This window comes from Guptibacillus hwajinpoensis (genome assembly GCF_020524165.1).
In the GTDB taxonomy this organism is placed as follows: Bacteria; Bacillota; Bacilli; order Bacillales; family Guptibacillaceae; genus Guptibacillus; species Guptibacillus hwajinpoensis_D.
The window spans coordinates 210166-237148 of record NZ_JAIVKU010000004.1 but is presented as its reverse complement, the minus strand read 5'-3'; the positions used below and the strand labels follow the sequence as shown (position 1 = coordinate 237148).

32 protein-coding genes are annotated in these 26983 nt (G+C 39.7%); 2 read left to right on the top strand and 30 right to left on the bottom strand.

The window, feature by feature from the left end; all coding sequences use genetic code 11:
* Positions 1 to 30: 30 nt before the first annotated feature.
* The 30 genes from spo0A to LC090_RS08125 all read right to left on the bottom strand — a co-directional run bounded on the left by spo0A (position 31) and on the right by LC090_RS08125 (position 25396).
* On the bottom strand, positions 31 to 831 hold the full coding sequence (gene spo0A / locus LC090_RS08270; protein WP_226657052.1) for a sporulation transcription factor Spo0A: 801 nt from the start codon (positions 829 to 831) through the stop codon (positions 31 to 33).
* 244 nt (positions 832 to 1075) lie between these two features.
* Entirely contained in the window at positions 1076 to 2371 is a 1296-nt protein-coding gene (gene spoIVB / locus LC090_RS08265) for a SpoIVB peptidase (RefSeq protein ID WP_226657050.1), read from the bottom strand.
* A 124-nt stretch (positions 2372 to 2495) separates the two neighbouring features.
* Positions 2496 to 4193 carry a DNA repair protein RecN gene (gene recN / locus LC090_RS08260; RefSeq protein ID WP_226657048.1) on the bottom strand — a complete coding sequence of 566 codons (1698 nt, stop codon included), beginning with the start codon at positions 4191 to 4193 and terminating at the stop codon, positions 2496 to 2498.
* Between the two features lie 34 nt (positions 4194 to 4227).
* Entirely contained in the window at positions 4228 to 4677 is a 450-nt protein-coding gene (ahrC, locus tag LC090_RS08255; protein WP_098444159.1) for a transcriptional regulator AhrC/ArgR, read from the bottom strand.
* A gap of 161 nt (positions 4678 to 4838) precedes the next feature.
* Positions 4839 to 5645 carry a TlyA family RNA methyltransferase gene (locus LC090_RS08250; protein ID WP_226657046.1) on the bottom strand — a complete coding sequence of 269 codons (807 nt, stop codon included), beginning with the start codon at positions 5643 to 5645 and terminating at the stop codon, positions 4839 to 4841.
* Between the two features lie 6 nt (positions 5646 to 5651).
* Positions 5652 to 7544 (bottom strand): 1-deoxy-D-xylulose-5-phosphate synthase, encoded by a 1893-nt coding sequence (gene dxs, locus LC090_RS08245; protein ID WP_226657044.1) that lies wholly within the window; start codon positions 7542 to 7544, stop codon positions 5652 to 5654.
* Between the two features lie 18 nt (positions 7545 to 7562).
* Complete coding sequence (locus tag LC090_RS08240) at positions 7563 to 8171, bottom strand: hypothetical protein (protein ID WP_226657042.1); 609 nt, start codon at positions 8169 to 8171, stop codon at positions 7563 to 7565.
* 768 nt (positions 8172 to 8939) lie between these two features.
* A complete protein-coding gene (locus tag LC090_RS08235) occupies positions 8940 to 9821 on the bottom strand; it encodes a polyprenyl synthetase family protein (protein ID WP_425590638.1) in 882 nt (293 codons plus the stop codon).
* The gene (gene xseB, locus LC090_RS08230) at positions 9818 to 10054 is read right to left on the bottom strand and encodes an exodeoxyribonuclease VII small subunit (RefSeq protein ID WP_226657040.1); all 237 of its coding nucleotides are present in this window, start codon (positions 10052 to 10054) and stop codon (positions 9818 to 9820) included. The genes LC090_RS08235 and xseB overlap by 4 nt, the downstream gene beginning before the upstream one ends.
* The gene (xseA, locus tag LC090_RS08225; protein ID WP_226657038.1) at positions 10041 to 11399 is read right to left on the bottom strand and encodes an exodeoxyribonuclease VII large subunit; all 1359 of its coding nucleotides are present in this window, start codon (positions 11397 to 11399) and stop codon (positions 10041 to 10043) included. Before xseA ends, xseB begins: the two co-directional genes overlap by 14 nt.
* Before the next feature lie 21 nt (positions 11400 to 11420).
* Positions 11421 to 11807, bottom strand: coding sequence for a transcription antitermination factor NusB (gene nusB, locus LC090_RS08220; RefSeq protein WP_226657036.1), 387 nt, complete (start codon positions 11805 to 11807; stop codon positions 11421 to 11423).
* 198 nt (positions 11808 to 12005) lie between these two features.
* Positions 12006 to 12401, bottom strand: coding sequence for an Asp23/Gls24 family envelope stress response protein (locus LC090_RS08215; RefSeq protein WP_226657034.1), 396 nt, complete (start codon positions 12399 to 12401; stop codon positions 12006 to 12008).
* A gap of 10 nt (positions 12402 to 12411) precedes the next feature.
* Positions 12412 to 13779 carry an acetyl-CoA carboxylase biotin carboxylase subunit gene (accC, locus tag LC090_RS08210; RefSeq protein ID WP_226657032.1) on the bottom strand — a complete coding sequence of 456 codons (1368 nt, stop codon included), beginning with the start codon at positions 13777 to 13779 and terminating at the stop codon, positions 12412 to 12414.
* A gap of 11 nt (positions 13780 to 13790) precedes the next feature.
* Positions 13791 to 14279: an acetyl-CoA carboxylase biotin carboxyl carrier protein gene (gene accB / locus LC090_RS08205; RefSeq protein WP_226657030.1), complete on the bottom strand. Its 489-nt coding sequence runs from the start codon at positions 14277 to 14279 to the stop codon at positions 13791 to 13793.
* 326 nt (positions 14280 to 14605) lie between these two features.
* Positions 14606 to 15166 carry a SpoIIIAH-like family protein gene (locus LC090_RS08200; protein WP_226657028.1) on the bottom strand — a complete coding sequence of 187 codons (561 nt, stop codon included), beginning with the start codon at positions 15164 to 15166 and terminating at the stop codon, positions 14606 to 14608.
* Positions 15167 to 15805, bottom strand: a complete 639-nt coding sequence (gene spoIIIAG, locus LC090_RS08195; protein ID WP_226657025.1) for a stage III sporulation protein AG — start codon at positions 15803 to 15805, stop codon at positions 15167 to 15169. It lies immediately after the preceding gene.
* A gap of 4 nt (positions 15806 to 15809) precedes the next feature.
* Complete coding sequence (gene spoIIIAF / locus LC090_RS08190) at positions 15810 to 16412, bottom strand: stage III sporulation protein AF (protein ID WP_226657023.1); 603 nt, start codon at positions 16410 to 16412, stop codon at positions 15810 to 15812.
* A gap of 10 nt (positions 16413 to 16422) precedes the next feature.
* On the bottom strand, positions 16423 to 17616 hold the full coding sequence (gene spoIIIAE / locus LC090_RS08185) for a stage III sporulation protein AE (RefSeq protein ID WP_226657021.1): 1194 nt from the start codon (positions 17614 to 17616) through the stop codon (positions 16423 to 16425).
* A 16-nt stretch (positions 17617 to 17632) separates the two neighbouring features.
* Complete coding sequence (gene spoIIIAD, locus LC090_RS08180) at positions 17633 to 18022, bottom strand: stage III sporulation protein AD (protein WP_098445785.1); 390 nt, start codon at positions 18020 to 18022, stop codon at positions 17633 to 17635.
* 12 nt (positions 18023 to 18034) lie between these two features.
* Positions 18035 to 18241, bottom strand: a complete 207-nt coding sequence (gene spoIIIAC, locus LC090_RS08175; RefSeq protein WP_048308951.1) for a stage III sporulation protein AC — start codon at positions 18239 to 18241, stop codon at positions 18035 to 18037.
* A 19-nt stretch (positions 18242 to 18260) separates the two neighbouring features.
* Positions 18261 to 18773 carry a stage III sporulation protein SpoIIIAB gene (gene spoIIIAB, locus LC090_RS08170; RefSeq protein ID WP_226657019.1) on the bottom strand — a complete coding sequence of 171 codons (513 nt, stop codon included), beginning with the start codon at positions 18771 to 18773 and terminating at the stop codon, positions 18261 to 18263.
* A 1-nt stretch (position 18774) separates the two neighbouring features.
* A complete protein-coding gene (spoIIIAA, locus tag LC090_RS08165) occupies positions 18775 to 19710 on the bottom strand; it encodes a stage III sporulation protein AA (RefSeq protein ID WP_226657014.1) in 936 nt (311 codons plus the stop codon).
* A 76-nt stretch (positions 19711 to 19786) separates the two neighbouring features.
* Complete coding sequence (locus tag LC090_RS08160; RefSeq protein WP_226657012.1) at positions 19787 to 20047, bottom strand: DUF2619 domain-containing protein; 261 nt, start codon at positions 20045 to 20047, stop codon at positions 19787 to 19789.
* A gap of 112 nt (positions 20048 to 20159) precedes the next feature.
* Entirely contained in the window at positions 20160 to 20816 is a 657-nt protein-coding gene (locus tag LC090_RS08155; protein ID WP_226657011.1) for a TetR/AcrR family transcriptional regulator, read from the bottom strand.
* 15 nt (positions 20817 to 20831) lie between these two features.
* A complete protein-coding gene (locus LC090_RS08150; protein WP_226657010.1) occupies positions 20832 to 21845 on the bottom strand; it encodes an ABC transporter permease in 1014 nt (337 codons plus the stop codon).
* Positions 21835 to 22563, bottom strand: a complete 729-nt coding sequence (locus LC090_RS08145) for an ABC transporter ATP-binding protein (protein WP_226657009.1) — start codon at positions 22561 to 22563, stop codon at positions 21835 to 21837. Before LC090_RS08145 ends, LC090_RS08150 begins: the two co-directional genes overlap by 11 nt.
* Before the next feature lie 123 nt (positions 22564 to 22686).
* Positions 22687 to 23244 carry an elongation factor P gene (gene efp, locus LC090_RS08140; protein WP_226657008.1) on the bottom strand — a complete coding sequence of 186 codons (558 nt, stop codon included), beginning with the start codon at positions 23242 to 23244 and terminating at the stop codon, positions 22687 to 22689.
* A 19-nt stretch (positions 23245 to 23263) separates the two neighbouring features.
* A complete protein-coding gene (locus LC090_RS08135; RefSeq protein WP_226657007.1) occupies positions 23264 to 24331 on the bottom strand; it encodes a M24 family metallopeptidase in 1068 nt (355 codons plus the stop codon).
* 20 nt (positions 24332 to 24351) lie between these two features.
* Entirely contained in the window at positions 24352 to 24771 is a 420-nt protein-coding gene (aroQ, locus tag LC090_RS08130) for a type II 3-dehydroquinate dehydratase (RefSeq protein ID WP_226657006.1), read from the bottom strand.
* Positions 24772 to 24865: 94 nt separating this feature from the next.
* On the bottom strand, positions 24866 to 25396 hold the full coding sequence (locus LC090_RS08125) for a YqhR family membrane protein (RefSeq protein WP_226657004.1): 531 nt from the start codon (positions 25394 to 25396) through the stop codon (positions 24866 to 24868).
* A gap of 220 nt (positions 25397 to 25616) precedes the next feature.
* Between LC090_RS08125 and LC090_RS08120 the strand changes: the two genes are divergently transcribed.
* Both LC090_RS08120 and LC090_RS08115 read left to right on the top strand, forming a co-directional pair.
* A complete protein-coding gene (locus LC090_RS08120; protein ID WP_226657001.1) occupies positions 25617 to 26564 on the top strand; it encodes a DUF1385 domain-containing protein in 948 nt (315 codons plus the stop codon).
* Between the two features lie 22 nt (positions 26565 to 26586).
* Complete coding sequence (locus LC090_RS08115) at positions 26587 to 26976, top strand: SA1362 family protein (protein WP_226656999.1); 390 nt, start codon at positions 26587 to 26589, stop codon at positions 26974 to 26976.
* Positions 26977 to 26983: the final 7 nt, after the last annotated feature.

Here is a 26983-nt window from a genome sequence, read left to right as displayed (position 1 = left end):
AATGTAATAATTTTTAAGGTGAAAGCAAGCTTACCTGCTATGGGAATAATTATCCATGTTATGCTCAATCCGTAGCTTATCAGCAACCATCGCGATAAATTCACTATTGGTCGGCTTCGCTTTCGACATGCTTACAGTATAACCAAATAAGTTCGAAATCGACTCTACATTCCCTCTACTCCAAGCAACTTCAATAGCATGACGAATCGCGCGTTCAACTCGGGATGAAGTCGTATTAAACTTTTTCGCAATATCAGGATAAAGCACTTTTGTAATCGAGCCTAATAATTCAATGTCATTATAAACCATCGTAATGGCTTCTCTTAAGTACATATAACCTTTAATATGTGCTGGTACACCAATTTCATGAATGATGCTCGTGATACTTGCATCAAGGTTTCTAGGACGACTTTCACGTTGCGGTCGCTTATACGATCCGCTATTTGTAGTAAACGTGGTTTTCTTGCCACTAACCTGCCTGACGTGACTTGCTAAATTATCCATATCAAACGGCTTTAGAATAAAGTAAGAGGCTCCTAAATCAACAGCTTTTTTAGTAACATCTTCCTGACCAAATGCAGTAAGCATAATAACACTACAAGTGTAATTCATTTCTCTTAGTCGTTCGAGAACTGCAAGACCATCTAGGTGCGGCATAATAATATCAAGTACCAGTACATCAGGCTCTTGATCTTCAAGTACTTCTAAGCATTCCTGCCCATTGGAAGCGGTTCCGACTACCTCCATATCCTCTTGTCGTGACATATATTCCTCAATCAAATTAACCAATTCACGATTGTCATCAGCTAAGCACACTTTAATTTTTTGCACGGCTCCGTCTCTCCTTCCACAAGTTTGGTTACCGTAGTAGTATAGAAATTCAACGGAAGTTATAAATTTCCTCTAAAATTTCTAAAAACATTTAAAAACAATATTAATTCTCCATTAATCTTGAGTATCCTTCAATTTACTACATATAACAACACTTTCTGAATTCTCTTTCAATTTTGTCGAATTTTCTTCATCCAAAGTATACCATGGTTTGAAAACGAAAGAAAGCGAACATTGAGCTTTTTTAGCTCGCCGTTCGCTTCTCATTACGACTTTCTTCATAAATATTTATTCCTGCTTCTTCCAACATCCATTCTATATGAACGCCATAGCCTGAAGTGGAATCATTTACAAATACATGAGTAACTGCTCCAATCACTTTTCCATCTTGAATAATTGGACTTCCACTCATCCCTTGAACGATGCCACCGGTTTCTTTTAATAACTCTGGATCCGTTACTTTAATAACCATCCCTTTTGTAGCAGGAAACTTTTGAGGAATTGAACTGATGACTTCTACATCATATTCCTTTACCTCACTGCCTTTTACTACCGTCAATATTTTTGCTGGACCTTCTTTTACTTGATGAGAAAGTGCAATTGGCATTGGTTGATCATACATGCCTTTTTTCACTTCTTTATTCATTTCACCAAAAATACCAAATGGGCTATTTCGGGTAATTGTACCAAGCTTTTGATCTGTTTTAGAAAACCTAGCTAATTTTTCTCCAGGATGTCCATTACTTCCTTTTTCAATTGATGTAACAGAAGAAGGGTATATCTCACCACGGTTTACGACAATTGGTTTTTTCGTATCCATATCAGAAATAACATGGCCAAGAGCACCATATTTTTTTGAATCAGGATGATAAAACGTTAACGTACCCACTCCTGCTGCAGAATCACGTATATATAATCCAATTCGATAAGCTTCATTTTGTTTGTCTTTAACCGGGACCAATTTCTTACTAAGTTCTTCATTTTCTCTAACAATTGTCACTTCTAAGGCATTTCCATTGCTTCCAGCCTTTTTAACAATCGAGCCTATGTCACTCATTTTTTGAACAGCTTGACCATTTATCTTAGTGATAATATCGCCTACTTGAATGTCTGCTATTTCTCCAGGTGACCGATCGCCCTGATTCGTATGAATCAAATGATGACCTACAACAAGAACACCACGCGTGTTTAGCTTAACACCGATTGATTGTCCACCAGGGATCACTTTAAAGTCTGGAAGAACTTTTACATCAACTTTCTTGACTGGAATCTTTCCAACAGTTAAATCCAGGATATCTGAACCGCTTTTGTCTCCGTTAACCGTTAATTCTTTTCCATGTGGATCCAAACTTGCCACTTCATTGCTTCCAAGTGTTGCAACGGCAGGAATAACAGATGAAATTTTCGTTTGATCTCCTTCAAACATGATAATCTCATTTGGAATGGATAAAAATAATTGTACTGGTTTTGAAAAGCCGAGTCCGACTAAAACTCCAAGGAGAACTAAACCCAACAACTTACGAAACATCTCTATCTTCAATCCTTCACTCTCCTCGCTCTTGCTCACACCTCCAACATGGCTGTATCTATAATTTTGCCTTGAGACGCCGTTATTATAACCTCTAAAAATGAAAATGCTACCCTGAGTTGGATAGCATTTCAAATCATGATTTAATTTGGTTTGCTTGATGCAACAATTCTTTTGCATGTTTCTTCGTAAGCTCCGTCATCTCAGCACCAGCAATCATTCTTCCAAGTTCTTCAATTTGTTCATCAGCACTTAAATTCCCAACACTTGTCTTTGTTCGACCTTCACCTGTTTCTTCTTTCGAAATATAAAGGTGATGATCTGCCATAGCAGCTACTTGAGGAAGGTGGGTAATAACAAGAACCTGGGACCCGGAAGAAAGACGCTGAATCTTTTCTGCCATGGCTTGAGCCACCCTTCCACTTACTCCTGTATCTACCTCGTCAAATATAATGGAAGTAATGCCCTGATGCTTCGAGAAAATGGACTTTAATGCTAACATGATACGAGATAACTCACCACCAGAAGCCGTTTTTGATAGCTCTTTCAACGGCTCACCTGGATTCGTAGAAATCATAAAGTCAATATCATCTTGTCCGGACCTATGAAAGAAATCTTTTTTACTTTCATCAGACCCATTGAAATGAATTGCAAATTCTGTTTTTTCCATATAAAGATCTCTAAGCTCATGATGAATTGATGCGACAAGCTCACCAGCTACTTTTTTACGTAGACCGGTCAAATTATCAGCCTCTACAGTTAGATCGGCTTTAATGCCCTTTAAATCAGACTGGAGCTCGTCTACGCGGCCTTCCCTGTTTAATAACTCGTCTACTTCATCTTCAATTGAAGCCGCATACTCCAATATTTCTTCTACAGAATCCCCATACTTTCGCTTTAATATTTGGATTTCGTTTAGTCTCTCTTCTACAAAATCTAGTCGTGCTGGATCAAACTCAAGTTGATCACGATATGTATTTAATTTACCTGCCGTCTCTTCAAGAAGATAAAATTGATTAGCGACCTCTTCGTGATAACCACGCAACTCCTCATCAAGGTCAACAACTGACTCAAGTTGTGACATCGCTAGCCCAACCCAATCTAACCCTTTATTATCTCCATGAAGGGAATCATAAACATCCTGAAGCGCAGAGAATAACTTTTCAAAATTTCCTAATCGCAATTTCTCTTCCATTAATTCATCATCTTCATTTGGAGAAAGTTCAGCTTTCGTGATTTCTTCAAGTTGGTATTGGATTAAATCAAGTCTATGAGCCATTTGCTGTTCATTTTCAGTTAGATTCTTCATTTGTTGCTGAATTTTTTTGTATCTTTGAAAAACCTCTCTATATTCCAAGAGAGCTGGCCCAATGGATCGGTCTCCAAACTGATCGAGTAAAGTAAGGTGCTTATCTGATTGCATTAAATCCTGATGTTCATGTTGTCCGTGGATATCAATAAGCGTTTGACCAATCTCTCGCAAAATGCCAAGTGTGACTAACTTCCCATTCACACGACAAATGCTTTTTCCAGCATGTGATATGTCACGGCGTAACACCACCATGTCATCTGTAAACTCAATTCCTACATCTTCAAGTTTTTGCACTGTTGGATGGTTCGGCTCAATATGAAATAATCCTTCAATTTCTGCTTTCTTCGTTCCATAACGCACGAATTCAGCTGAACCTCTCCCTCCAACTAAAAGCCCTATGGCATCAATAATAATGGATTTGCCAGCGCCTGTTTCTCCAGTAAGAACGGTTAACCCACGCTCAAATGAAACGGTTATCGCTTCTATGATCGCAAAATTACGAATGGATAGTTCCGCTAACATATTCTCCCACCTTCAAAGATCTTCATTCATTATTCTAAAGCATATCAATAAAACGTTGTGATAACATTGGAGCCGCATCCGCACTTTTACAAATAATTAGAATCGTATCATCGCCGCTAATATTCCCCATAATCTCTTCCCAGTCTAGATTATCAATTAGCGCACCAATGGCATTGGCGTTTCCAGGAAGCGTTTTCATTACAATAAGATGATCTGCATGATCTATACTAATAAACGCGTCCGTTAATGTTCTCTTTAATTTTTGAAGCGGATTAAAGCGCTGATCTGCTGGCAGACTGTATTTATACCTGCCATCGATTGTTGGCACTTTAACAAGATGAAGCTCTTTAATATCTCTTGAAACCGTTGCTTGAGTAACATTAAAACCTGCACTTTTTAGACAATAAACAAGCTCATCCTGAGTCTCAACATCTTGATTCGCAATCATTTCACGTATTTTGATATGGCGTTGCCCTTTATTCATTGTATAACCTCCGGCAAGTAAAATCTGACAGCCTTATTATATAGCCCTATTCGTCTTTTGTATAGACCCTCATAAATATTCACTCGCAACTTCCGTTTGCTTCCAATTCAAAATGCCCAGTGGAATGATGAACGAGAAAAAGGACACACCTCGTGCATCCTCTATAGTTTCTGATGTGCTTCTTCAACAACCTCTTCAGCAGAAGGAACATTTTCGATGATGGCGTCCTGTTTCCAGCCAAGATATAATAAAAATTCGATATTTCCTTCCCCACCAGTAATAGGTGAATAGGATATACCGTTAACTTTATAGCCTTCTCGTTCAGCAAAATCCATCATTTCTTTCAGTACTCGATGATGAATTTTTTTATCACGAACAATTCCCTTTTTACCTACTTCTCCACGCCCCGCTTCAAATTGCGGTTTGACAAGGGCGATGACTTCCCCATTTTCTTTCAAAATCTCTTTTAAAACAGGTAAGATTAACTTTAAAGAAATGAACGAAACATCAATTGTGGCTAGATCAGGAAGTCCTTGTTCAAAATCCTCTCTGACCGCATATCGAAAATTCGTTCTTTCTTTCACTACCACACGATCGTCTACACGCAGCTTCCATGCAAGTTGATTATAACCCACATCAAGTGCATAAACGAGTGAAGCACCATTTTGAAGTGCACAGTCGGTAAACCCTCCGGTAGAAGAGCCAATATCTAAAACAATTTTGTTTTTCGGATCAAGAGAGAAGACGTCGATCGCCTTCTCTAACTTTAAACCGCCGCGCCCAACATAACGTAACGTATCCCCTTTAATTTGAAGAAGGATATCTTCTGACACTTTCATTCCTGGTTTGTCCATTCTTTCCGTCTCTGAAAAGACAAGACCCGCCATAATCGCTCTCTTTGCTTTTTCTCTCGTATCAATTAAACCTCGATTGACAAGGAGTACATCCAGTCTTTCTTTTTTTGCCATGCTCTTTTATGCCCTCTTTTGTTTAGCTGGAATCATTTTCTTCGCTTTCTCAGCAATATCATCTGAAGTTAATCCAATTTCTTTTAATAACTCGCCTACACTGCCGTGTTCAATATAAGCATCCGGAATTCCCATTCGTTGAATACTTCCATGCTGATAGCCACTGTCATTGACATATTCAAGAATGGCACTTCCAAATCCACCTTGGAGTATAGCTTCTTCAACTGTAAGCATTGGTATTCCTTCTTGCATGAGATCTGCAATCATTTTCTCATCGAGAGGTTTTATGAAACGAGCATTAATAACTCGAGCTGAAACACCCTCTTTTTCTAACTTCTCAGCTGCACTTAGGAGATCTTGCAGGGTAGGACCAAACGATAATAGCGCAATATCTGTACCTTCACGAATAACTTCCCAGCTACCAATTGGAATTTCTTTTAGTTCTTGATCCATCTTTGTTCCAATGCCATTTCCCCTAGGATATCGCACTGCAATTGGTCCCTGATTGTATTTCAGTCCAGTATAAACCATATGCTGTAATTCGTTTTCATCTTTCGCCATCATGAGCACCATATTTGGCAAGTGTCTGAGAAAAGAAATATCGAAAACGCCCTGGTGCGTTTCACCATCTGCTCCAACAAGACCAGAGCGATCAATTGCAAGGAAAACGTTCAGGTTTTGTCTGCATACATCATGAACAAGCTGGTCATACGCTCTTTGAAGAAACGTAGAATAGATCGATAAAACCGGTTTTAACTCCTGAGTTGCTAGCCCTGCGGCCATTGTAGTAGCATGCTGTTCAGCAATCCCAACATCAAAAAGCCTTTCTGGGAATTGCTTTTCAAATGCTTCCCATTTAGATCCTACTGTCATTGCAGGCGTGATTACTGAGATGCGATCATCCTTCTCAGCAAGCTTTCGCACTGTTTCACTAACCACTTTGCTATAACCAGGCGCTGCGACTTTCGGTTTAATTTGTTCTCCTGCTTCTATTTTGTATGGACTCACACCGTGCCATACGCCAATTTGATCGCTTTCTGCAGGTTGATAGCCTTTTCCTTTTTTCGTAAGTACGTGAATAAGGACTGGTCCTTTTGTCTTCTTAGCATACTTAATGTTTTCCATTAGTGCTTCGACATCATGACCATCTACCGGTCCAAGATAAGTAAATCCAAGTTCCTCAAAGAATATCCCGGAAACCAATAAATACTTCAAAGCATCTTTTACGCGCTCTGCTGTTGAAGCAAGTGCTCCTCCAAACGCAGGAATTTTCTTTAGTAGATACTCAAGCTCTTCCTTCGCTTTATGATATTTACCGGCTGTACGAAGCTTTCCTAAGATGTTATGAAGTGCACCTACATTTGGAGCAATGGACATTTCATTATCATTTAAAATAACAAGCATGTCTTTTTGCTCGTGGCCGATGTGGTTAAGCGCTTCTAGTGCCATCCCGCCTGTAAGAGCCCCATCACCAATAATAGCCACAACGTTTTCGTCTGTCCCTTTCATATCACGGGCAGCAGCCATCCCCATTGCTGCTGATAATGAGGTAGAACTATGACCTGTTTCCCAGACGTCATGCTCACTTTCATTTCGCTTCGGAAAGCCACAAAGCCCTTTATATTTTCGGAGGGTGTCAAATCTCGAAGCTCGTCCAGTGAGAATCTTATGAACGTATGCCTGGTGACCAACGTCCCAAATAAATTTATCTTTTGGACTATTATATATTTTATGAAGCACAATTGTCAGTTCAACTACGCCAAGATTGGGCCCCAGATGTCCACCAGTTTCGGAAAGTTTGTTAATTAAAAAACTTCTAATTTCTTCAGCAAGCTCGGTCATTTCGTTCATATCATAATTCTTTAGAAACTTAGGATTTTCAATCTTTTCTAAATCCATGGGAATGTCCTCCCCTTCTTATTTCGATTTACGGTTTCCCTTTTTCTTTTTGGATTGATTGTCTACCATCTTGATCTTAAATGTTTTTTCCACAAAGTATAAAAATCGTCCAACTTGAAAGATAATGCCTGTAGAAAAGTGGATGGCAAACGTTTTTCCGAGCGCTTTTCCTCCAACCGTTAACGCAGCGATAACGCTTGTAAATACGACTGATATTATATATTGAAACAAAGATCCGTCACTATGTCCAAGTTGAAGTGTCAATTGGACGACAACGGTTGCAGAGGCTGTACCGCTTATAATACCCGAAATGTCTCCAATTACATCATTACAGAAGCTAGCAACTCGGTCTGCATTACGTGTCACAAAAATCGCGTGCTTAGCACCAGTAAGGCGTTCAGCTGCCATTGCATGGAATGGCACTTCGTTTGCAGCAGTGGAAGCTACACCAATTGTATCAAAGAATATCCCAATTAGAACGATTAGTAGAACCACAACCATCCCAATTGCCCAGGAAACCCCACTTAATACCGCTGTTGATATAATTGAAAAAATAGCCGCTAACACAAGTGTGATAACGGCAATAGCTAAACTCCAGTTTATGGATTTTGATACGGAAGCTTTCATATCTACTCCTTGTCCATTATATAATCACATAAAAATAAGTATCCAACTAACAGGTCCTCAAGGAGTCAGTTCGTTTCCCCCTGTTCCCTGTTAATTGAATACCCCTGTTGTATTATGTATCGAAGAGTGGTCACTTAAAGAGTAAAGACTGCGGCTTAGGTCCAGTAGGTTTTCCCAGATCGATACCTAAACGTCGCCGTTCAGGCGGTTTCCCTTTACATCGGTCTTAGCGTAGTCACCATGCGCTAGACTGGATTACCACTTAGTCCGCACTATAATCCCCTTTAAGTGTCACTCGGAACAGTCTAGGAGTTTTCCTCAACAGTTCCACACATTTCCTAGCCTCTTTTGCAGAGCAGATTTCATATGGGTGGTAGGAAAAAAGCGGCCGGCCGAGCTGCAAATTTCCAATAATCCATAATCCCCTCTAGCTCCACTCAAGGCAGGCTACGCTGTTCAACTGCGTTCCCATGCAGCTGAAACAGGTTCATACCCCAATTCATAGCAGGCAGCGTTAACCGCTCTGCTACAAGAATGGGCCTCCGCGGAAGCAGGGTCAACGCCCACATGCCTTTGTGGATCGCCCTGCGACCTTAACTCCCAGCATCGACCCAAGTCTGGGCGACTCAAGCCAACACCAGGAACTTCATCGATGTGCCCTATGGCGGATTTTTAGGCCCGCCTTCAGAAATGGCGAACTGACTAGAATACTGCACCACTCAGTCTTATTTTATTATACCACACATTCGTTTTATGCTCAATTATGTGTTAGTGATCACGTTCTACGATAAATTTTGCAATAGATTGTAAGGTGCTTATTTCTACATTAGCAGCAGCAAGATGAGCTAACCCCTCTTTTGTATGGTAGTTGAGCTTTTCTTTCGCTCCTTCTAAAGAAAGAAGCTTCGGATAAGTACTTTTTTCGTTATTTTCATCACTACCCGGAAGTTTTCCAATCTTGCCTTCTTCTCCTTCTACATCCAGAATATCATCGCTAATTTGGAAGGAGAGGCCAATGTGTTCACCAAAAGCACGCAAATGCTCTCGTTGCTGATCTGTAGCATGACCGATGATTGCACCAGCCATGATAGAGAAAACAAGCAGCTTGCCCGTTTTATGATGATGAATGTACTCAAGTTGTTCCAGGGTTAACTCTTGTTTTTCACCATCTAAATCCGCCATTTGTCCCCCAACCATACCAGAAGGGCCGGCGGCGTGTGATAACAGTTTAATTAAATCAACTTTTTGTTCACTTGCTAAATTGGAATCTGCAATAAGCTCAAAACTCTGTGTTAACAAAGCATCTCCCGCAAGAATGGCGGTAGCTTCCCCAAATACGATATGGTTTGTCGGTTTACCTCGACGTAAATCATCATTGTCCATTGCAGGCAAATCATCATGAATGAGCGAGTACGTATGGATCATTTCAACTGCACACGCCACTGGAATGGCTTCCTTAGTCGATCGACCAAAGGCTTCTACCGTAGCCAGTAATAATATTGGACGTATTCTTTTTCCCCCTGCATGAATGGAATACAGCATTGCTTTCTTTAATGATTCTGGCATTTCAAGTCGTTCAATGTAGGCGGGAAGTTCTTCATCCAACAGTTGCTTGCATTCGTTCATATAGGATCTGAGATCTGAAGTCACACTTCATCCTCCTGCACAGAAAAACGCTTAATCTCACCGTTTTCTTCAACAATTTGATCCATTTTCCCTTCAACGGATTTCAGTTTCTCATGACATACATTTGATAAATTCATTCCTTCTTGAAAAAGAGAAATAGCCTTTTCAAGAGGGACATTTCCTTCTTCTAATGCCCCAACAATTTGTTCTAACTTTTCCATCGCTTCTTCAAATGTCGCGTTCTCATTTTTTTCCATTCGAATCACTCTCCTCTAATCCCCAAACATGGCAATCAATTTTTCCATCTGTCATTTCAAGTTTCAACACATCTCCAGGTTGAACCTGATGAACAGATTTAATGAGTTCTTCTTCTTTATATGCGAGGCTATACCCACGTTCCATTACTTTTAATGGGCTTAAAGCATTCAATTTTCCCGCAGCAAGTGAAAAATCACGTTGTTTCCCAAGTAAAACACGTTGCATTTCTTTATTTAACGAGTGTTTAAGCTCTCCAAGCTCTCGACTCGCCTCTTTAAGAAGTTTTTGTGGATGTTGTTTCATTAACTGCTTATGATTACGATCAACTCGCTCAGTCGTATAAGAAAGCAATCGTTTCATGTTTCTATGCATTCGTTCCACTTGTAAGTCGAGCTCCTGTTCCTTCTGTTTCAGTAGTTGGTCAGGATAACGAAAGGCATATGACTTTTGGAGATTTGACAATCGATCGCGATCGGTAGCTAACTTCTCTTGCATGACTCTCATTAGCCTATGTACTCTTTGGTCAACTCGCTCTTTCAATTCTACTACGCTAGGCACTGCTAATTCAGCTGCTCCAGTTGGCGTTGGTGCTCTTAAATCTGAAACAAAATCTGCAATTGTAAAGTCGGTTTCATGGCCAACGGCTGAAATAATCGGTACTTTAGAATTCGCTATACTTCTGGCAACTTCCTCTTCATTAAATGCCCATAATTCTTCTATCGATCCGCCACCACGCCCAACAATCAGCACATCGATCATTTTCATCGCATTTGCCATCTCAATCGCCTGAACAATTGATCCTTTTGCCCGATTTCCCTGAACCAGAACGGGAAACACCGTTATCCTTGCAGCAGGATAACGTCTTTTAATGGTGGTAAAAATATCTCGAATAGCTGCTCCAGTTGGGGAAGTGATAACACCAATTTCAGTAGGAAAGCGCGGTATTTGCTGTTTGAGGGTTTCTGAAAACAATCCTTCAAATTCGAGTTTTCGTTTTAATTCTTCATAAGCTAAATACAGATTTCCGATTCCATCGGGTTGCATTTCTTTAGCATACAACTGATATTGACCGTACGGTTCAAATACCGAAATTTCACCTCGAATGAGGACTTTCATGCCATTTTCCGGCTTGAATTTCATATGACGATTGTTCCCTGCGAACATGACTGCCTGAACACGGGATTTATCATCTTTCACAGTAAAATAAAGGTGTCCTCGATTGTGAAGCTTCACATTCGACAATTCACCACGTAACCAGACGTCTTGAAGTGCTGGCTCATTATCGATCATCCGCTTCACGTGTCTCGTAAGAGCTGTAACCGATATATAGCGATCCGCTTTCACAACGATCCCCTCCTAATGGTATTAGCTTTTTTGCATGATTTTAGAGAGGACTCCATTCACAAAACGTCCCGATTCTTCTCCACCGAACAATTTCGCTAGTTCAACCGCTTCATTCAAACTAACATTTACTGGAATATCATCTCTCACTACCATTTCGTATGTAGCCATTCGAAGAACTGAACGGTCTACATTACCAATTCGGCTAAAGGTCCAGTTAACAAGGTTCTCTTTAATGACTGCATCAATCTTTTCGAGATTCTCAAGCGTTCCGAAGACAAGCTCAGATAGAAACTCGTCACCTTCTCCCTCATTTAAAACGTGTTGCAGGGCCTCACGTGGATCGGTGTCTGTTACATCTATTTGAAACAATACCTGGATGGCTTTTTCTCTTGCATGTCTTCTTTTCATTGCTATACTCCCTTTACGCTTATATTGCTATACCAATAAATAATAGCATATTGTAGAGGACAAATACAGGTTTTGCAATGCCCAATTGTTTTCATATACTTGGCAACTTTCGTGAATCGGGCGGGTATAAGTAAAATTGGCTGGTGTCACATTCGAAAAAGAAGCAAAAAAATAAGCAGAGGGGACGTGCCCCGCTGCTTATTCTTCGTTTTCCAATTCTTTTTTATCAAATGTAATTCCAACAACGCTCACATTCACCGCGCTGATTTCTAGTGCAGTCATTGTAAGAAGCGCCTGTCGGATGTTTTCCTGCACCTTTTCACATACTTCTGGAATGGATAAGCCATAGCTCACCACAACGTATGCATCAAGAATAATGCCGTCCTCATCAAGTTCTACCTTAACACCTTTTCGATGATCCTTTCGCCCAAAGCGTTCGACAACACCTGAAGCAAAATTCCCTCTCATTTCTGCAACGCCGTCAACTTCTGAAGCAGCAATGCTCCCGATTACTTCAATAACTTCTGGTGATATTTCGACTTTTCCAAGCCCAGTATCGTGCTCTTCCATTTCAAATGATTGAAGTTCATTCATTTTGAACACCTCACTTAGAATTCGTTGATTGTTCTGTCAAATCATATTTCTCAAGAAATTTTGTATTAAAATTGCCACTCACAAATTTCTCATGATTCATTAAACGCATATGGAATGGAATGGTGGTTTTCACACCTTCCACGACAAATTCTCCAAGAGCACGCTTCATTCTAGCAATCGCTTCTTCTCTTGTATCAGCGTAGGTTATAAGCTTTGCAACCATTGAATCATAGAAGGGCAAAATGTCATAGCCAGGATAGACAGCAGAGTCTACACGGACCCCAAATCCACCTGGTGGAAGGTACATGTCAACCTTTCCAGGAGATGGCATGAATTTCTTGTCGGGATCTTCTGCATTGATCCGACATTCTATAGCCCACCCTTTAAATGTGACATCTTCCTGCTTATAACGTAACGTTTCATCTGATGCCGCTCGAATTTGCTCTTTAATCAGATCAATCCCTGTTACCATTTCAGTCACAGGATGCTCAACCTGTATGCGAGTATTCATTTCCATAAAATAAAAATTCCCTGTTGGCTCAAAAATAAACTCAACGGTTCCTGCACCAGAATATTGAACGGCTTTCGCAGCACGAACGGCAGCATCACCCATTTTCTTTCTGATTGATTCATCGAGAGCTGGCGAAGGGGTTTCCTCTACAAGCTTCTGCAAACGTCTTTGGATGGAGCAATCTCGCTCTCCAAGATGGATCGCATTGCCATGATTATCAGCAAGGACCTGGATTTCTACATGACGAAAATCTTCGATGAATTTCTCAATATAAACACCAGGATTTCCAAATGCCGTCGATGCTTCTTGCTGAGTGATATTGATTCCTTTTACTAATTCGTTTTCATCCTTAGCAATTCGAATCCCTTTACCTCCGCCGCCAGCAGTCGCTTTAATTATAACAGGGTATCCCATTTCATTCGCTAGAGCTACCGCTTCGTCTGCATCCTTCACGATTCCCTCTGAACCAGGTACAATCGGAACCCCTGCTTCCTTCATTGTTGTTCTAGCAACGTCCTTTGTACCCATCCGACTAATGGCCTCAGGGCTTGGTCCAATGAACGTAATATTGCACTCTCTACATAACTCTGCAAAGTCTGCATTTTCCGAAAGAAATCCATAACCAGGATGAATCGCATCAACACCGGTTACCGTTGCAATACTCATGATATTGGTGAAATTTAAATAGCTGTCTTTTGAAGCAGTTGGTCCTATGCAATAGGCTTCATCCGCTAGCCTAACGTGCAGGGCTTCTTTATCGGCTTGAGAATATACAGCAACTGTTTCAATACCAAGTTCTTCACAAGCACGAATAATCCGAACAGCAATTTCTCCTCGATTGGCTACAAGTACTTTCTTAATCTCCATAACATCATCACCTATGCTTTCACTAAGAACAGAGGTTGTCCGTATTCCACTAGCTGACCATCTTCAACTAGCATTTCTACGATTTCTCCATTTACCTCTGCTTCAATTTCATTAAAGAGCTTCATTGCTTCAATGATGCAGACCACGCTATCTTCAGAAACTTTCTCTCCCGTTTTCACGTAAAGTTCTGAATCAGGATTTGGACGCGCATAGAAGGTTCCAACCATTGGCGATTCAATTTTATGTAATGAGTCATCCTGTTTTTCTTCTTTTTCAACCGCTGCAGGTTCCTCTTTTACCGGGGAAGAAGCTGGTTGAGTAGACTCAACAGGCTGTTGTGCAATGGTTTGCTGCACAGGTTGTTGAACAGGTGCTTCAGCATATTGCACTTCATTTTTCTTTAATACGATCTTAGATCCATCACTTTCATATTCAAATTCATCAATGCTTGATTGATCAATTAGTTTGATCAATTCGCGAATTTCTTGAACTTTTAACAAGATTTCCACTCCCTGTCGTCTTTTTGCTAATTTTAATAGTAAGGAGGTTTTCTGTTTAGAAGACACGCTCCAACTTATAGCGATTATAGCATAATAAGGTTGATCATTAGTATCTCCCATAAAACTGACAATCCATCAAACCTCACAATTAAGACCATTATCTAACAGCTGGTCCTAAGCCTATTCATCATATCATATCTTACGGTTACTTGGTAGAAGGCAACATCGAACACCCTTCTTCACTAAGAGTAACAAATAAAGAAATCGTTTTCACTACTAATTTTCTTAGCGCTAATAAAAAAAGAGATGGAGTAACTCCCCCATCTCTATTTTGCCACTGGTTGAAATTCTACCGCTATTCGATGTCCATCGCCTAGCTGTTCTTCTGCAAGCACCATAATATTATTGGCTTCTTCATTCGATAGCTGATCCGCTTTGACAATAACTCTTACTTTTTCGTCATCGAGAGTATAAACGACTGCATCACTGTAACCTTCTGATTTTATCACGTTTTCTAAAACTGATTCCTTTTGAGATAATGCCATTAATTCTTGACGCTGTTCGTGCGCTTCATTTCTCAAGTCTGCCGAAGCCTCACTTGCAATGACAGCTGTATAGTCTTCAATCGCGGCATCTCGCTGTTCTTGAATCTCAAGTCTCAGTGCAGCAAAGACTTCATCTCCTGAAACATTCATCGAAACGGATTCATCTTCAACACCGTTCGTTTCTTTTGCTTCCTCTCCTTTTACGCCTTCCTCGCTTTGCTCCTCTTGATCTCCCACAAATGCAACATTATCCGTACCAGGTGTCATGATATAATAAGCTGATAGAACAATAATTAAACTTAACATTGTTAATAACCATACTGTTTGCTTTTTTAAGACCATTTATGATTCCCCCTTTAGTTTTTTCGGCAAAACCATCACTCGATGACTTTTCACATCAAGTAGTCTCGTCACTGCATCAACGATCATTTTTTTCACTTCCATGTTTTCTGCTCCGACTGCCACGACAACAACACCTCTTACAACAGGCTTCTTTGTACTAACTACAATCGGACCCTGACCATTATCATTTTGAACAATAACAACTTGTTCATCACTTGATTGTTCCTCAATTTTTCTTGACCCTCCATCATTTGGAGATTCATAAGTATATTTATCAGTAGAAGTGCTGTTTTTTTCAACAACCTTTTGCTCAGTAGAATCTAAATTAACAATGACTGTGGCATCTGATACTCCAGCCACTTCGTCTAGCGCTTCCTTCAATTGTGTTTCATACATATTTTCATATTCTGACATTGTCGACGGACTGGACTTTTTTTGGCTAAAAACTTCTTCACTTTCTGAGGAGCTTCCCTGTTCATTAAATACATCCTGGCTAGGATCAGGTGTCGAGAAGAAACTGCCGGAAAACATGAAGATGATGCCAATGCCTGCAGCAATAATCAAGTAATAGATTGGAATTCCTTTTTTCTTCTTCGGTTTTTTTAATTGAGCTAGCCAGCTTGTTGGTTTCTCATCCACGTTCCTACTCTCCTCCTTTCACCTGAACGCCAACCTGGTTTGGATACAATCCCCATTTATCAGCTAGAAAATAAGCAACTTTTTTTGATCGTGCATCAGTTGAGTGAACTTCCTCTTCCTTAATTTCAGCTGACACTGTTACTGCTTCAATTTCCTGAACATCTGATTCTACTGCCTTGCTTACCGTGACTGCAATGTGTTCAATATTCTTTTCTCCCTCTCCATCTTGTAACTCAAGCCCTACCTGCGTGATTTCAAGATTAAACTGATCCCTCAACTCCTTTTCAACCTGGCTTTTCATTTGGACAGCCATTTGTTCTTCAATATATGCAGCATTGGATGCTTGTATTTCACTTTTCTTTGATTCTATCTGATTTTCCATCCTCACATCGGGAGTCGAATCTGTAAGAGCAGCAGATCTTAACATGGAATCAAAATCTTTTGTGAAAATCGTTAGAATAGGAGATAAGATTACTGCCATTAGCATTAAGCCGATGACCATTTTGACATATCGTTGCATATTCGAATTTGGCAACAGTAACTCAAGTACAGTAGCAAGTAAAATCAGAACAATGATATTCGTGATCCAGCCTGTAATAATGGCCACTTCACACCTCCTAACGCACCATTAACGTGATATTTCCAGATGCTATAATAATCGTTACCGCTAAAAAAAACATCAGTGATACGATAGCAAGTGCGGCAAAAATAAATAAAATGCTTTTTGATATCACATTAAGCGACTGAATGATTGGTCCGCCACCTAATGGTTGAATGACTGCCGCTGCGATGTTATAAATCAGCACTAATGATAAAACTTTTATGGCAGGGAAGGCACATATCATTAGTAAGATCACCACACCAGCTAGTCCTACAGTATTTTTCAAGAGGACTGAAGCACTAAGTACTGTATCCGTTGCGTCTGTAAACATCCTTCCTACGACAGGAATAAAATTACCTGTTACAAATTTAGCCGCTCGAATTGTAACCCCATCTGCAACGGCAGTTGATGCCCCCTGAACCGAGATAACACCTAAAAAAACTGCAAAAAATACCCCAAGTGTACCGATCGCTATATTCCGAATTAAATTAGATAACTGGGTTACTTTATACTGATCACTTATTGTACTTACAATGGCAAGAACGGCTGATAGAAAAAGCATCGGTAGCACAAACTTTTGAATCAACAATCCTCCTGTATTAACTAAAAATAATACGATCGGATGAAAAAATGCCACAGAAGCAACACCACCAACAGAAGCGATTAAAGCTAACAGCAGAGGAATTAACGCCAAAAGAAAACTCATCATGTTCGCAATTGCGGTTTCAGTATACTGAATCGCTACATGAAAACTATTAAGTGCAAGTATAATTAAAACCATATATATAATGCCGTATGCTACGGTGCTCACCGCTTTATGTTCAAAGGCATTTTGCATATTTTGTAAAAGAATACTGAAGATTGTTAACAAAATTAAGGTTCCAAGTAGCTTTCCGTGAACGAGTAGTTCGTGGAAAAGAAATTTTAGTAACCCCAATAAGTACGCCTTTAAAGAAAGTTGTTTTTCACCTTTCACAAATTCCATGAAGGATCCTTTTTGACTTTCAGGCAAAAAACCTCCATACTCTTTAATCACTTCGTCCCAGTAAGTTTGAATCTCTTGTAAGCCGAGGGTATTTAACTGCTTGTCTACAAATTGAGTAGATATCGGCTCGTCTTCTTCGCCCTGTGCATGTGCTGTAGTTTGAACCTGCATAAGGGTGAAGCAGAGGAATAGCAACATCAACATTGTTTTTTTTATGTGAGGCATGTCCTCTTCCTCCCTCTTATGATGGTAAAAGCTTAAGCACAGTTTCAATAATAAGTGTAAGAATTGGGATTGCCATGGCTAAGATTAACAGTTTACCTGCAAGCTCAATTTTTGAAGCAATCGCACCTTGACCAGCATCTCTTACAATTTGTGCACCAAATTCTGCTATATAGGCAATTCCAATTATTTTCAACACCGTTTCAACATAGACAATTTCAACATTCGCTTTTGAGGCCAAACTTTCCAACATTTGAATAATGTGTTGTATCTCTCCAATTAAATAAAGAAAAATCAAAGCGCCTGTGAAAACCGTAATCGTAAAGGCAAACACAGGCTTTTGTTCTTTTACAACAATAACAAGGAAGGTAGCGATTAATCCCAATCCAACGATTTGCAAAATATCAATCGCAGTCACCCCCTAACCCTGGAAAAGGAATACCCCTCGTATTTTCTGAAAAAGATCATCGATGATGGTAATCACCATATAAAGAACAACAATAAAACCAATCAACGTCACCCAATGTGCGTACTCCTCTTTCCCCATTTGCTTGAGAATGGTATGAAGCATGGCTACAATGATGCCGATACCCGCAATTTGGAATATTGTATTTACATCATGATTCATTTCCGTTTCCTCCCAATGACTAAATCAATAGTATGACAAGAAGAATCCCCCCAAGAACACCAAGACTCTTGAACATCCGCTCATACTTCATTTGATTGTCTCTCGCTTCTTGTTCTTCTCTTTCCAAATGAATCAAGGCGAGTTTAATTTGTTTTTGTTCATGTTCTCGATCGTGTTGTCCTATTGTGGCACCAAGTTGTTTCATTACTTCCTTCTCTTCTTGCTTAAAAGCCGTATACTTCCAAACCTCATCCATGCTTTGCATCCAGGCATCATAAGCCGTCCCCTGACCAGCATCGAGCTTTTTCCTAAATGAATCAAAAAACCAGGAAACAGGATGACCAACCTGCCTACAAATGTGACTACAGGCAACGCTCAGTGGCGTCATGCCATAGACAATTTCCGCTTCTAATGATTGAAGTGCTGCCTTTAACTGTCGCAACTGTCGCGATCGTTCGCTCACTGTTCTTGACCATTCCACACCAGCCCACGTACTTGCTAACATAATGAGCACTGCACCTAGTAGCTTCATGCTAGATCACCTTTTTACGTCGAATTTCCTTACCTGTTTTATCTTTGATCGCATGAATCGTTCCTGGACCATCTTTCCGTGACAGTTCGACTATTCGTTCAAAAGATCCAGAGTTGACTAAACCTTGCATACTTGGCCTTCGGTGTAAATCATCCATGCTCGTTCCGTGAACAGTTACAACAAGCTTAATTCCTGCATTTATCGCTTCAAATATGGCTTCACTATCTTCTTTTCGACCAATTTCATCAACGATTAATATTTCTGGACTCATGGATCGAATCATCATCATCATTCCTTCTGCTTTAGGACAAGCATCCAGAACATCAACACGGTCTCCAAGTCGATGTTGGGGAATTCCTAGCACACAACCAGCAATTTCAGATCGTTCATCAACAATACCAACTTTGGCTGATGGAATTCTTCTAACGTGATCGCCTTCAGCCATAATTCGAGTTAAATCACGAAGCATCGTCGTTTTACCGGACTGTGGCGGTCCTAAGATAATTGTATTTGTCCATCCCCCTGCATAAAGATATGATACGAGCGGTACAGCTATACCAAGCTTTTGTTTTGCAATTCTTACGTTAAAAGACGCAATGTCTCGAATGGCTTTTACATTCCCATTTAAGGTAATGACTTTTCCTGCAAGACCAACGCGATGTCCGCCTTCGATCGTCACAAATCCTTTTTTCAACTCTTCTTCTAGCGCATACAATGAGTAATGACTAAGTTTATTTATCATTTGTGAAGCATCATCTTTTGAAATAAAGTACGTTTGTCCGTTTAAGAGAGGAAAATTCGGTTTACCGTTTAGCATTATTTCGAGCGGACGGTTGATGCGCATTCGAATTTCTTCAATCGTCGATCTTTCCAACTCAGTGTATTCTTGCAAAATTTTCTTTACATTTTCCGGAAGCACGCGAAGAGCTTCTTCCACGAATGTCCCTCCTCTCCAGGCTTGTTTCTCTCTACACTACTATTCCTATTAAGATTGAATTATGTCTCTACCAAATCTATGACAGAGTGCCAATTAAAATAAATCCTACACCTACCATAATCAAAAGAATTTTCGTAATTGATAGATCTCCCGCTAGACCGATTAGCCCGGCTGTCATCGTTGTAACGAGTATAATGGGACCTACAACGGCTAAAATAGCATTGATGATCATAGCTGTTTTAAGATCATGAATAACAAGAATTAAAACGGCTGCAATCAGCTCGACTACACCAGATAGTAGGCGAAGTAACCCCATCACGAGAATGGAATGAATCATTTCAAACCTCCACAGATTGTTTGTACAACTTATGATGACATCCTAAAATTCAGAAGAGGATAACAATGCCTCTTGCCTATATATCAAAAAAAACCACCCAAATGCTGGGTGGTCATTGTTTTAAGCCGTTTAATATAAATTGAACTGTCAGTTCGATCTCTTTCTCATCGTCCCATTCACGTTCAGGCACCATAATATATCTTGCAAGAAAGAAACCTAGAATAGCTGTAATGGAAAGTCTAATCGCAGAGGAAGGGGGGATCTGAATTATTTCACCTTTCTTTTGAAAATGTATAATCACTTTTTCAAACCGATCAAACAAGTCCGTTGCAACATGCTCAATAAATTGCGTGCGAAGTTCATGATGAAAAGGAATTTCCTGAATGAGAATTTTTACAATCGGGAGGTGCTTACGAATGAACGTCTGCCTATTTTTCACAACAGCTCTAAGGAAATCTTCGTAATGCTCATAATCTGATTTTAATACTTTGTCTAAATCTTTTACGATGAAAGGAGCGACAAGATGACTCATAACCGGTGTAACAATAGCGAGCAACAAGTCTTTTTTCGTATTATAATGGCGAAATATTGTGCCTTCTGCTACTCCCGCACGCCTGGCAATTTCACTTGTGGAGGAGGCTGAAAACCCTTTTTCCTGAAACATCTCAACCGCCGCTTTCACGATACGCTTTTGTTTTTCTGTTAAATCACCAGACTCGCTCACCTCTTCATCAAAAAGCCAATCTGTACCTTCTTCTGTCTTTTTCATAAGCTCCCCCTGATTCTAAATGCGTCGGTGTTTTTTTAGTGCATAGATGTTTAAAATCATAAAAGTAATTGAAAATCCGAATAATACAAGTAAATCAATCCACAAATCTGTTAATCCCTGTCCTTTAATCATAACATTTCTAAGAGCATCCGCTCCATAATACAAAGGAGTTAAGGGACCAATCCAACTTAAATAATTTGAAATCGTATCAAGGTTAAATAATCCAGAAAAGAAGATTTGTGGTACAACAACAAGTGGTATGAATTGAATCATTTGCAACTCATTCTTTGCAAATGATGAAAGTAAAATACCTAAAGTTAAGGCACTCAATGCTAGCATGAGCGTAATAAGCAGCACATAAAAGAATGAGCCTTCCATCTTTAAATCAATTACGTACACACTGTATAGGGCGATGATCGCTGATTGGACCATTGTAAATAATCCAAAACCGATCACATACCCAATGACGAGCTCCCACCGTTTAATAGGACTAGCTAAAACACGTTCCAGCGTGCCCTGAGTTCGCTCTCTTAAGAAAGAAACACCTGCAATTAAAAATACAAAAAAGAAAATAAAGAAACCAACCAGTACTGGACCAAAATGATCAAATGATGTCATGTCACCGGATCCAAATAAATAAGATATATTCATATTAACTTTTTCGTCACTTTTCGTCGCACTATTTTTAACGAGCTCAATGACTGCTCGATTAATAGAAGGATTACTCCCCTCAAGATATAGCTTCTTTTCTTCGTTGCTAAATTCAACTACAGCATCATAATCTTCTTTCAATAGTGACTCAATAGCATCTTCTGAAGGAACATTTTTAACAATAGCATGCTGTTCCATTTTCTCAACGAGCTGATCAGGTATATTTAGAACGCCAATTTTCAACTCAAGATCTTCTCCGTTAAACACGAGGGATAACATCGTTAAAATAAGGATTGGAGCAACAATCATTAAGGCCATTGTTCGCTTGTCATGAATAAACTGCTTCAATATACGTTTTACCACTGCATTAATTCTCATTTGTTTGCACCCCATACGATAGAAATGCTTGCTCAATTGTCTTTGAATCTGTTTGGTTTTTTAATTCCTCAGGTGTGCCTACAGCAATCAAGTGGCCACCTCTTATCATCCCAAGCCTTGAACACCTCTCAGCTTCGTCCATGACATGAGTAGTAACAAGAATAAGGACCCCCTTGCTTCGCAGTTCTTCGAATGTATCCCATATCTTTTGTCTTAAGGAAGGATCGATTCCAACAGTTGGTTCATCTAGTATGAGAATATCAGGATCATGTAATAACGCGATTGCAAGTGATAAACGACGTTTCATACCTCCTGAAAAATCTTCTACTCTTTTTTGAAGTTCTTTTTCTAAATCAACTAGCCTCATAGCAGATAAAATGCGATCCTTTTGCTCACCACGACGCACCCCACTAAGTGTTGCAAAAAATTCCAAATTCTCATAAGCGGTTAATTCACCATACAAAGCGTCCGCTTGTGCCATGTAACCTATCCGCTTCATTACATTAAGATCAGGCATTTGCTTATCCAGGACGATGACCTTACCTTCAGTAGCCTCTTCAATGCCGCAAAGCAACTTCACAAATGTGGTTTTCCCTGATCCAGAGGGGCCAAGAAGACCAAATATCTCACCTTTGTTAAGTGTCATTTTAATATTGTCTAGAATGGTTGTATTGCCATATCGTTTCGTTACCTGAGCTTGAACAGGAAAAGTTTTCATATGATCCCTCCTAATGAGTGATTACTCACTATTATTATAACACGAGTTTTCTGATAGTAAAGTGAGTAATCACTCATTATTTTCATCAAAAAAAACCGCTCTAACAGAGCGGTTTCACAATGATTAACCTCTGGACACATATTCACCTTTAGAAGTATCGATAATGAGAACATCTCCCTGGTTTACAAAGAAAGGCACTTGAACAGTTAAACCAGTTTCAACAGTTGCTGGCTTTGTACCCCCTGAAGCTGTATCTCCTTTAATACCAGGTTCAGTTTCAGTAACGACAAGTTCAACGGTGTTCGGTAATTCCACACCAATAGTTTCTTCACCATAGGTGCGAATCGAAATTTCCATGTTTTCCTTCAGAAATTTAAGTTCATAATTAATTTGCTCTGTAGGAAGTTCCACTTGCTCATATGTTGTTGTATCCATAAATGTGTGCATATCTCCACTTGCATAAAGATATTGCATTTTACGATTTTCAATATGAGCTTTTGAAACCTTTTCTCCAGCACGGAATGTTTTTTCTTGAATTCCACCAGTACGAAGGTTGCGTAGCTTTGTTCTTACGAAAGCTGCTCCTTTACCCGGTTTTACGTGCTGAAATTCCATTACTGTCCAGATCCCATTATCCACTTCAATCGTAAGACCAGTTTTTAAATCGTTAACAGAAATCATAAGTAGTCCCTCACTTTCATTATTCGCCGAGAATCAGCAATTCCTTAGTGGAATGAGACAATGTCTCATTTCCTGTCTCGGTGATGACTGTATCATCTTCTATTCGTACTCCGCCCTTACCAGAGAGGTAAATACCTGGTTCAACGGTCACAACCATACCCGGTTCTAACACTGTATCAGATTTTGTTGAAAGCGCTGGGCCTTCGTGTACTTCTAGACCAACACCATGACCCAATGTATGACCAAAGTAGTCGCCATACCCTTTGGCTGCAATAAGATCCCTGGATATTGCGTCTGCTTCTTTGCCGCTCATTCCAGGCTTAATCTCTTCCATTGCCTTAAGCTGAGCTTCAAGGACTGTGTGATAAACACCTTTAAGCTCTTCGCCAGGATCTCCAACAGCCACTGTACGTGTTATATCAGAACAATACCCTTTATAATAAGCGCCAAAATCAAGTGTGATTAGTTCGTTCTTTCCAATGACTTTATCACTTGCAACACCGTGGGGAAGGCTTGAGCGAATACCCGACGCAACTATAATATCAAAAGAAGATGAGGTTGCGCCATTTTTTCTCATAAAAAACTCAAGCTCGTTGGATACATCAAGTTCTGTTAATCCCGTACGGATATAGCTTGTAATATGTTGAAAAGCAGCATCCGCTATTTCAGTAGCTTCTTTCAAAACGCGTAATTCACTCGAATCTTTAATCATACGTTGTTTCTCAAGAAGGCCATTGATAGGCACAAGACTAGCTTCAACTTTGCCTTCATAAGCTTTAAAGACCTGGTATGTAACTTGCGTTTCTTCAAAACCTAGCTTTTTTACTCCTAGTGCATTCGCTAACTTCGCAACTTCTTCTACAATAGGACCCTTATGTTGTACAATTTCAAAACCCTTTGCTTGCTCCTGTGCCTGATCAACATAGCGAAAGTCTGTTATAAACTTCGCCTCTTTCTCAGTAATTAGGACAACACCTGAGCTTCCGGTAAACTGCGAAATATACCTGCGATTGCTTGCTGAGGTAATTAACATCGCATCAATATCATACTCTTTAAATGACTGACGTAGATTTTCAATACGTTCCACAACTTCGTCCTCCTTTAGAATCAAAAAAATGACTGCAATGCTAGTTCATAACCCTTTAACCCTAGCCCAACAATTTGTCCTTCTGTAACAGGTGAAATGACAGACGTATGTCGAAATGACTCTCGCTTATGTACATTTGATATGTGCACCTCTACAACTTGAGTCGGAACACTAGCAATGGCATCACGTATGGCATAACTATAATGTGTGAAGGCGCCTGGATTGAGAATAATTCCTGAAGCATTCTCTGCTTCATGAATCCAGTCAATAATCTGACCTTCATGGTTGGATTGATGAAAGATAACAGTAGCCTCATTTTCGCTAGCTAATTGAGACAATCGTTGCTCTAATGTTTCAAGCGTTTCACTTCCATAGATACCAGGCTCACGTTTACCAAGGCGATTTAAATTAGGTCCATTAATGACATAAAATGTTTTCATGCAAGTCTCCCTGATCCAAATAATTAGTAAGTACCATCTGACTCCTATGTTGTGTAAAAAAAAGAGAATGTTCCATGAACATTCTACCATAGCTTCATTTGTTTGAATAGGAAGTGTGCTTTTGCTGATTCTCATGATATTCAAACGATATCGAATACCCTATAAAAACGCCATAAAGTAAGTACAAACAGAGTGTTGTAATAATCGTATTGCGATCAAGCTTCGTAATTGTTGGGAGGTCAATGAACATTGGGTTAAGTAAATAAAAAACAATCACCCATAGCACTACACCATATGCAAGCCCTGGAAGCATATTATTGATTTTCACAAGCGTTACTTTATACAAAAAAGCTACAAGGATTGAGATTAGCCCAATTGAAAGAATACCTATCCATTGTCCAAGCTGCTCATTTTTCCATTCTCCAAGTGCCCACGGGGATAGTATTAATGAAGGTGGAACCTTTGTAAATTTAAATAAATAAGTGAGATAGCCAATTAACCCCCAAAATAGCCCACCCGCAATTCCTATCGTAACAATTTTTGATGTAAAAGAAAGAGGCTGTTCTTGTTTATTTTGTTCAAGTTGCTCGTTCTCTTTCGAGTCTTGTTTCTTTTCTTTTTCCATTCCATTCACCTCGCACCTAGCTTTTCCTGATGAAGATAAAATTATTTATTAGAAATTTGTGTATTGAAAAGATTAAAATCGCTATCGTTGGGGAAAATGAATATTAGCATCTCTTGTCTAGAGGTTTTTGCCTATTTCTTGTAGAATGGTATAAAGTACATTTGTTAGAGTATAATCGATTCAAAACATTCTACTTCATATTATAGGTTGGTGAGAGATATTGTCTGATACAAATAAGCCTGCATATGGCGGGCAGGCGGTTGTGGAAGGTGTCATGTTTCAAGGGAAACATACATCTGTAACCGCTATTCGGCGAAAGGATGGCTCTATTGATTATCTAGAGGTCCCTAAGCAGCCGAAACCGATTCGAACAAAGCTAAAAAAAATTCCTTTCATTCGCGGAGTCGTTGCGATAATTGATGCGAGTGGAAACGGAACAAAGCATTTGAACTTCTCTAGCGAGCGTTATGATGTCGATCCTTCTGAAGATGAGGAGGTTCTTGGTAAAGAAGAACCTTCGAAACTAACTCTCTTATTAGGTGCAGCTGCCATAGGCGTTATTTCATTCGCTTTTGTGAAAACTATCTTTACATTGTTACCTGCGCTTGCTGCTGCTTCACTTGAGTTTATTTTTCCTGGACACGTAGTTCAGAATTTAATTGAAGGTTTTATTAAGCTAATTCTACTGCTTGGCTACATTTACTTTATATCGCTTACCCCCATTGTAAAAAGAGTTTTTCAGTACCATGGAGCTGAACATAAAGTAATCAATGCTTATGAAGCAGGGTTACCGATTACAATTGATAATGTTCAGAAACAATCACGACTCCATTACCGATGCGGAAGTAGCTTTATTCTTTTCACAGTAGTAATTGGCGTATTTATTTATCTATTAGTTCCCACTGACCCATTATGGGTAAGGTTACTATATCGTGTAGCATTAATACCGGTTGTCCTTGGTGTCTCTTTTGAAGTTCTTCAGCTAACAAATAAAGTGAGAGACATTCCAGTTCTGAAAGCTCTTGGTTATCCCGGATTGTGGGTTCAGCTCTTAACGACTAAAAATCCGGACGATAAGCAAGTAGATGTGGCGATCCACTCATTTAACGAACTACTTTCTCGAGATAAAGTACGAGAGGAAGATGATTCAAGCACTAAAGTTGTGTAAAGATGAACAGGAGGTGAATCATTTGTCGCGCCGTGTTGTTCAACCTCTGATTTATTTAGTTATTGGTCTCGCAGCTATTGGTTTCTTATGGAAAATATTCACAGACCCAAGCGGACTATTCAAGCAGCTCCTTATCACTGCTGCCATTGCCGTCGTGATCATCTTTATTGCCAAAAAACTGATGGCAAAAAAAATGGGGCAACAATCAACTGCCTATCAAAGAGCTGCAAAACAATCTTCAAAATTGAAAAAGAAAAAAGCTGCACCTAGAAGAAATGCCTCCCACCTGAGGGTCATTCCTTCCAAACGACTTACGCCTAGAAAGCGTTTATTACAAGAAGATAAGAAACAAAATCCTTTCACGGTCATTGAAGGTCGTAAAGGGAAGAAGAAAAATAGAGCTCTATTCTAAAAATTGT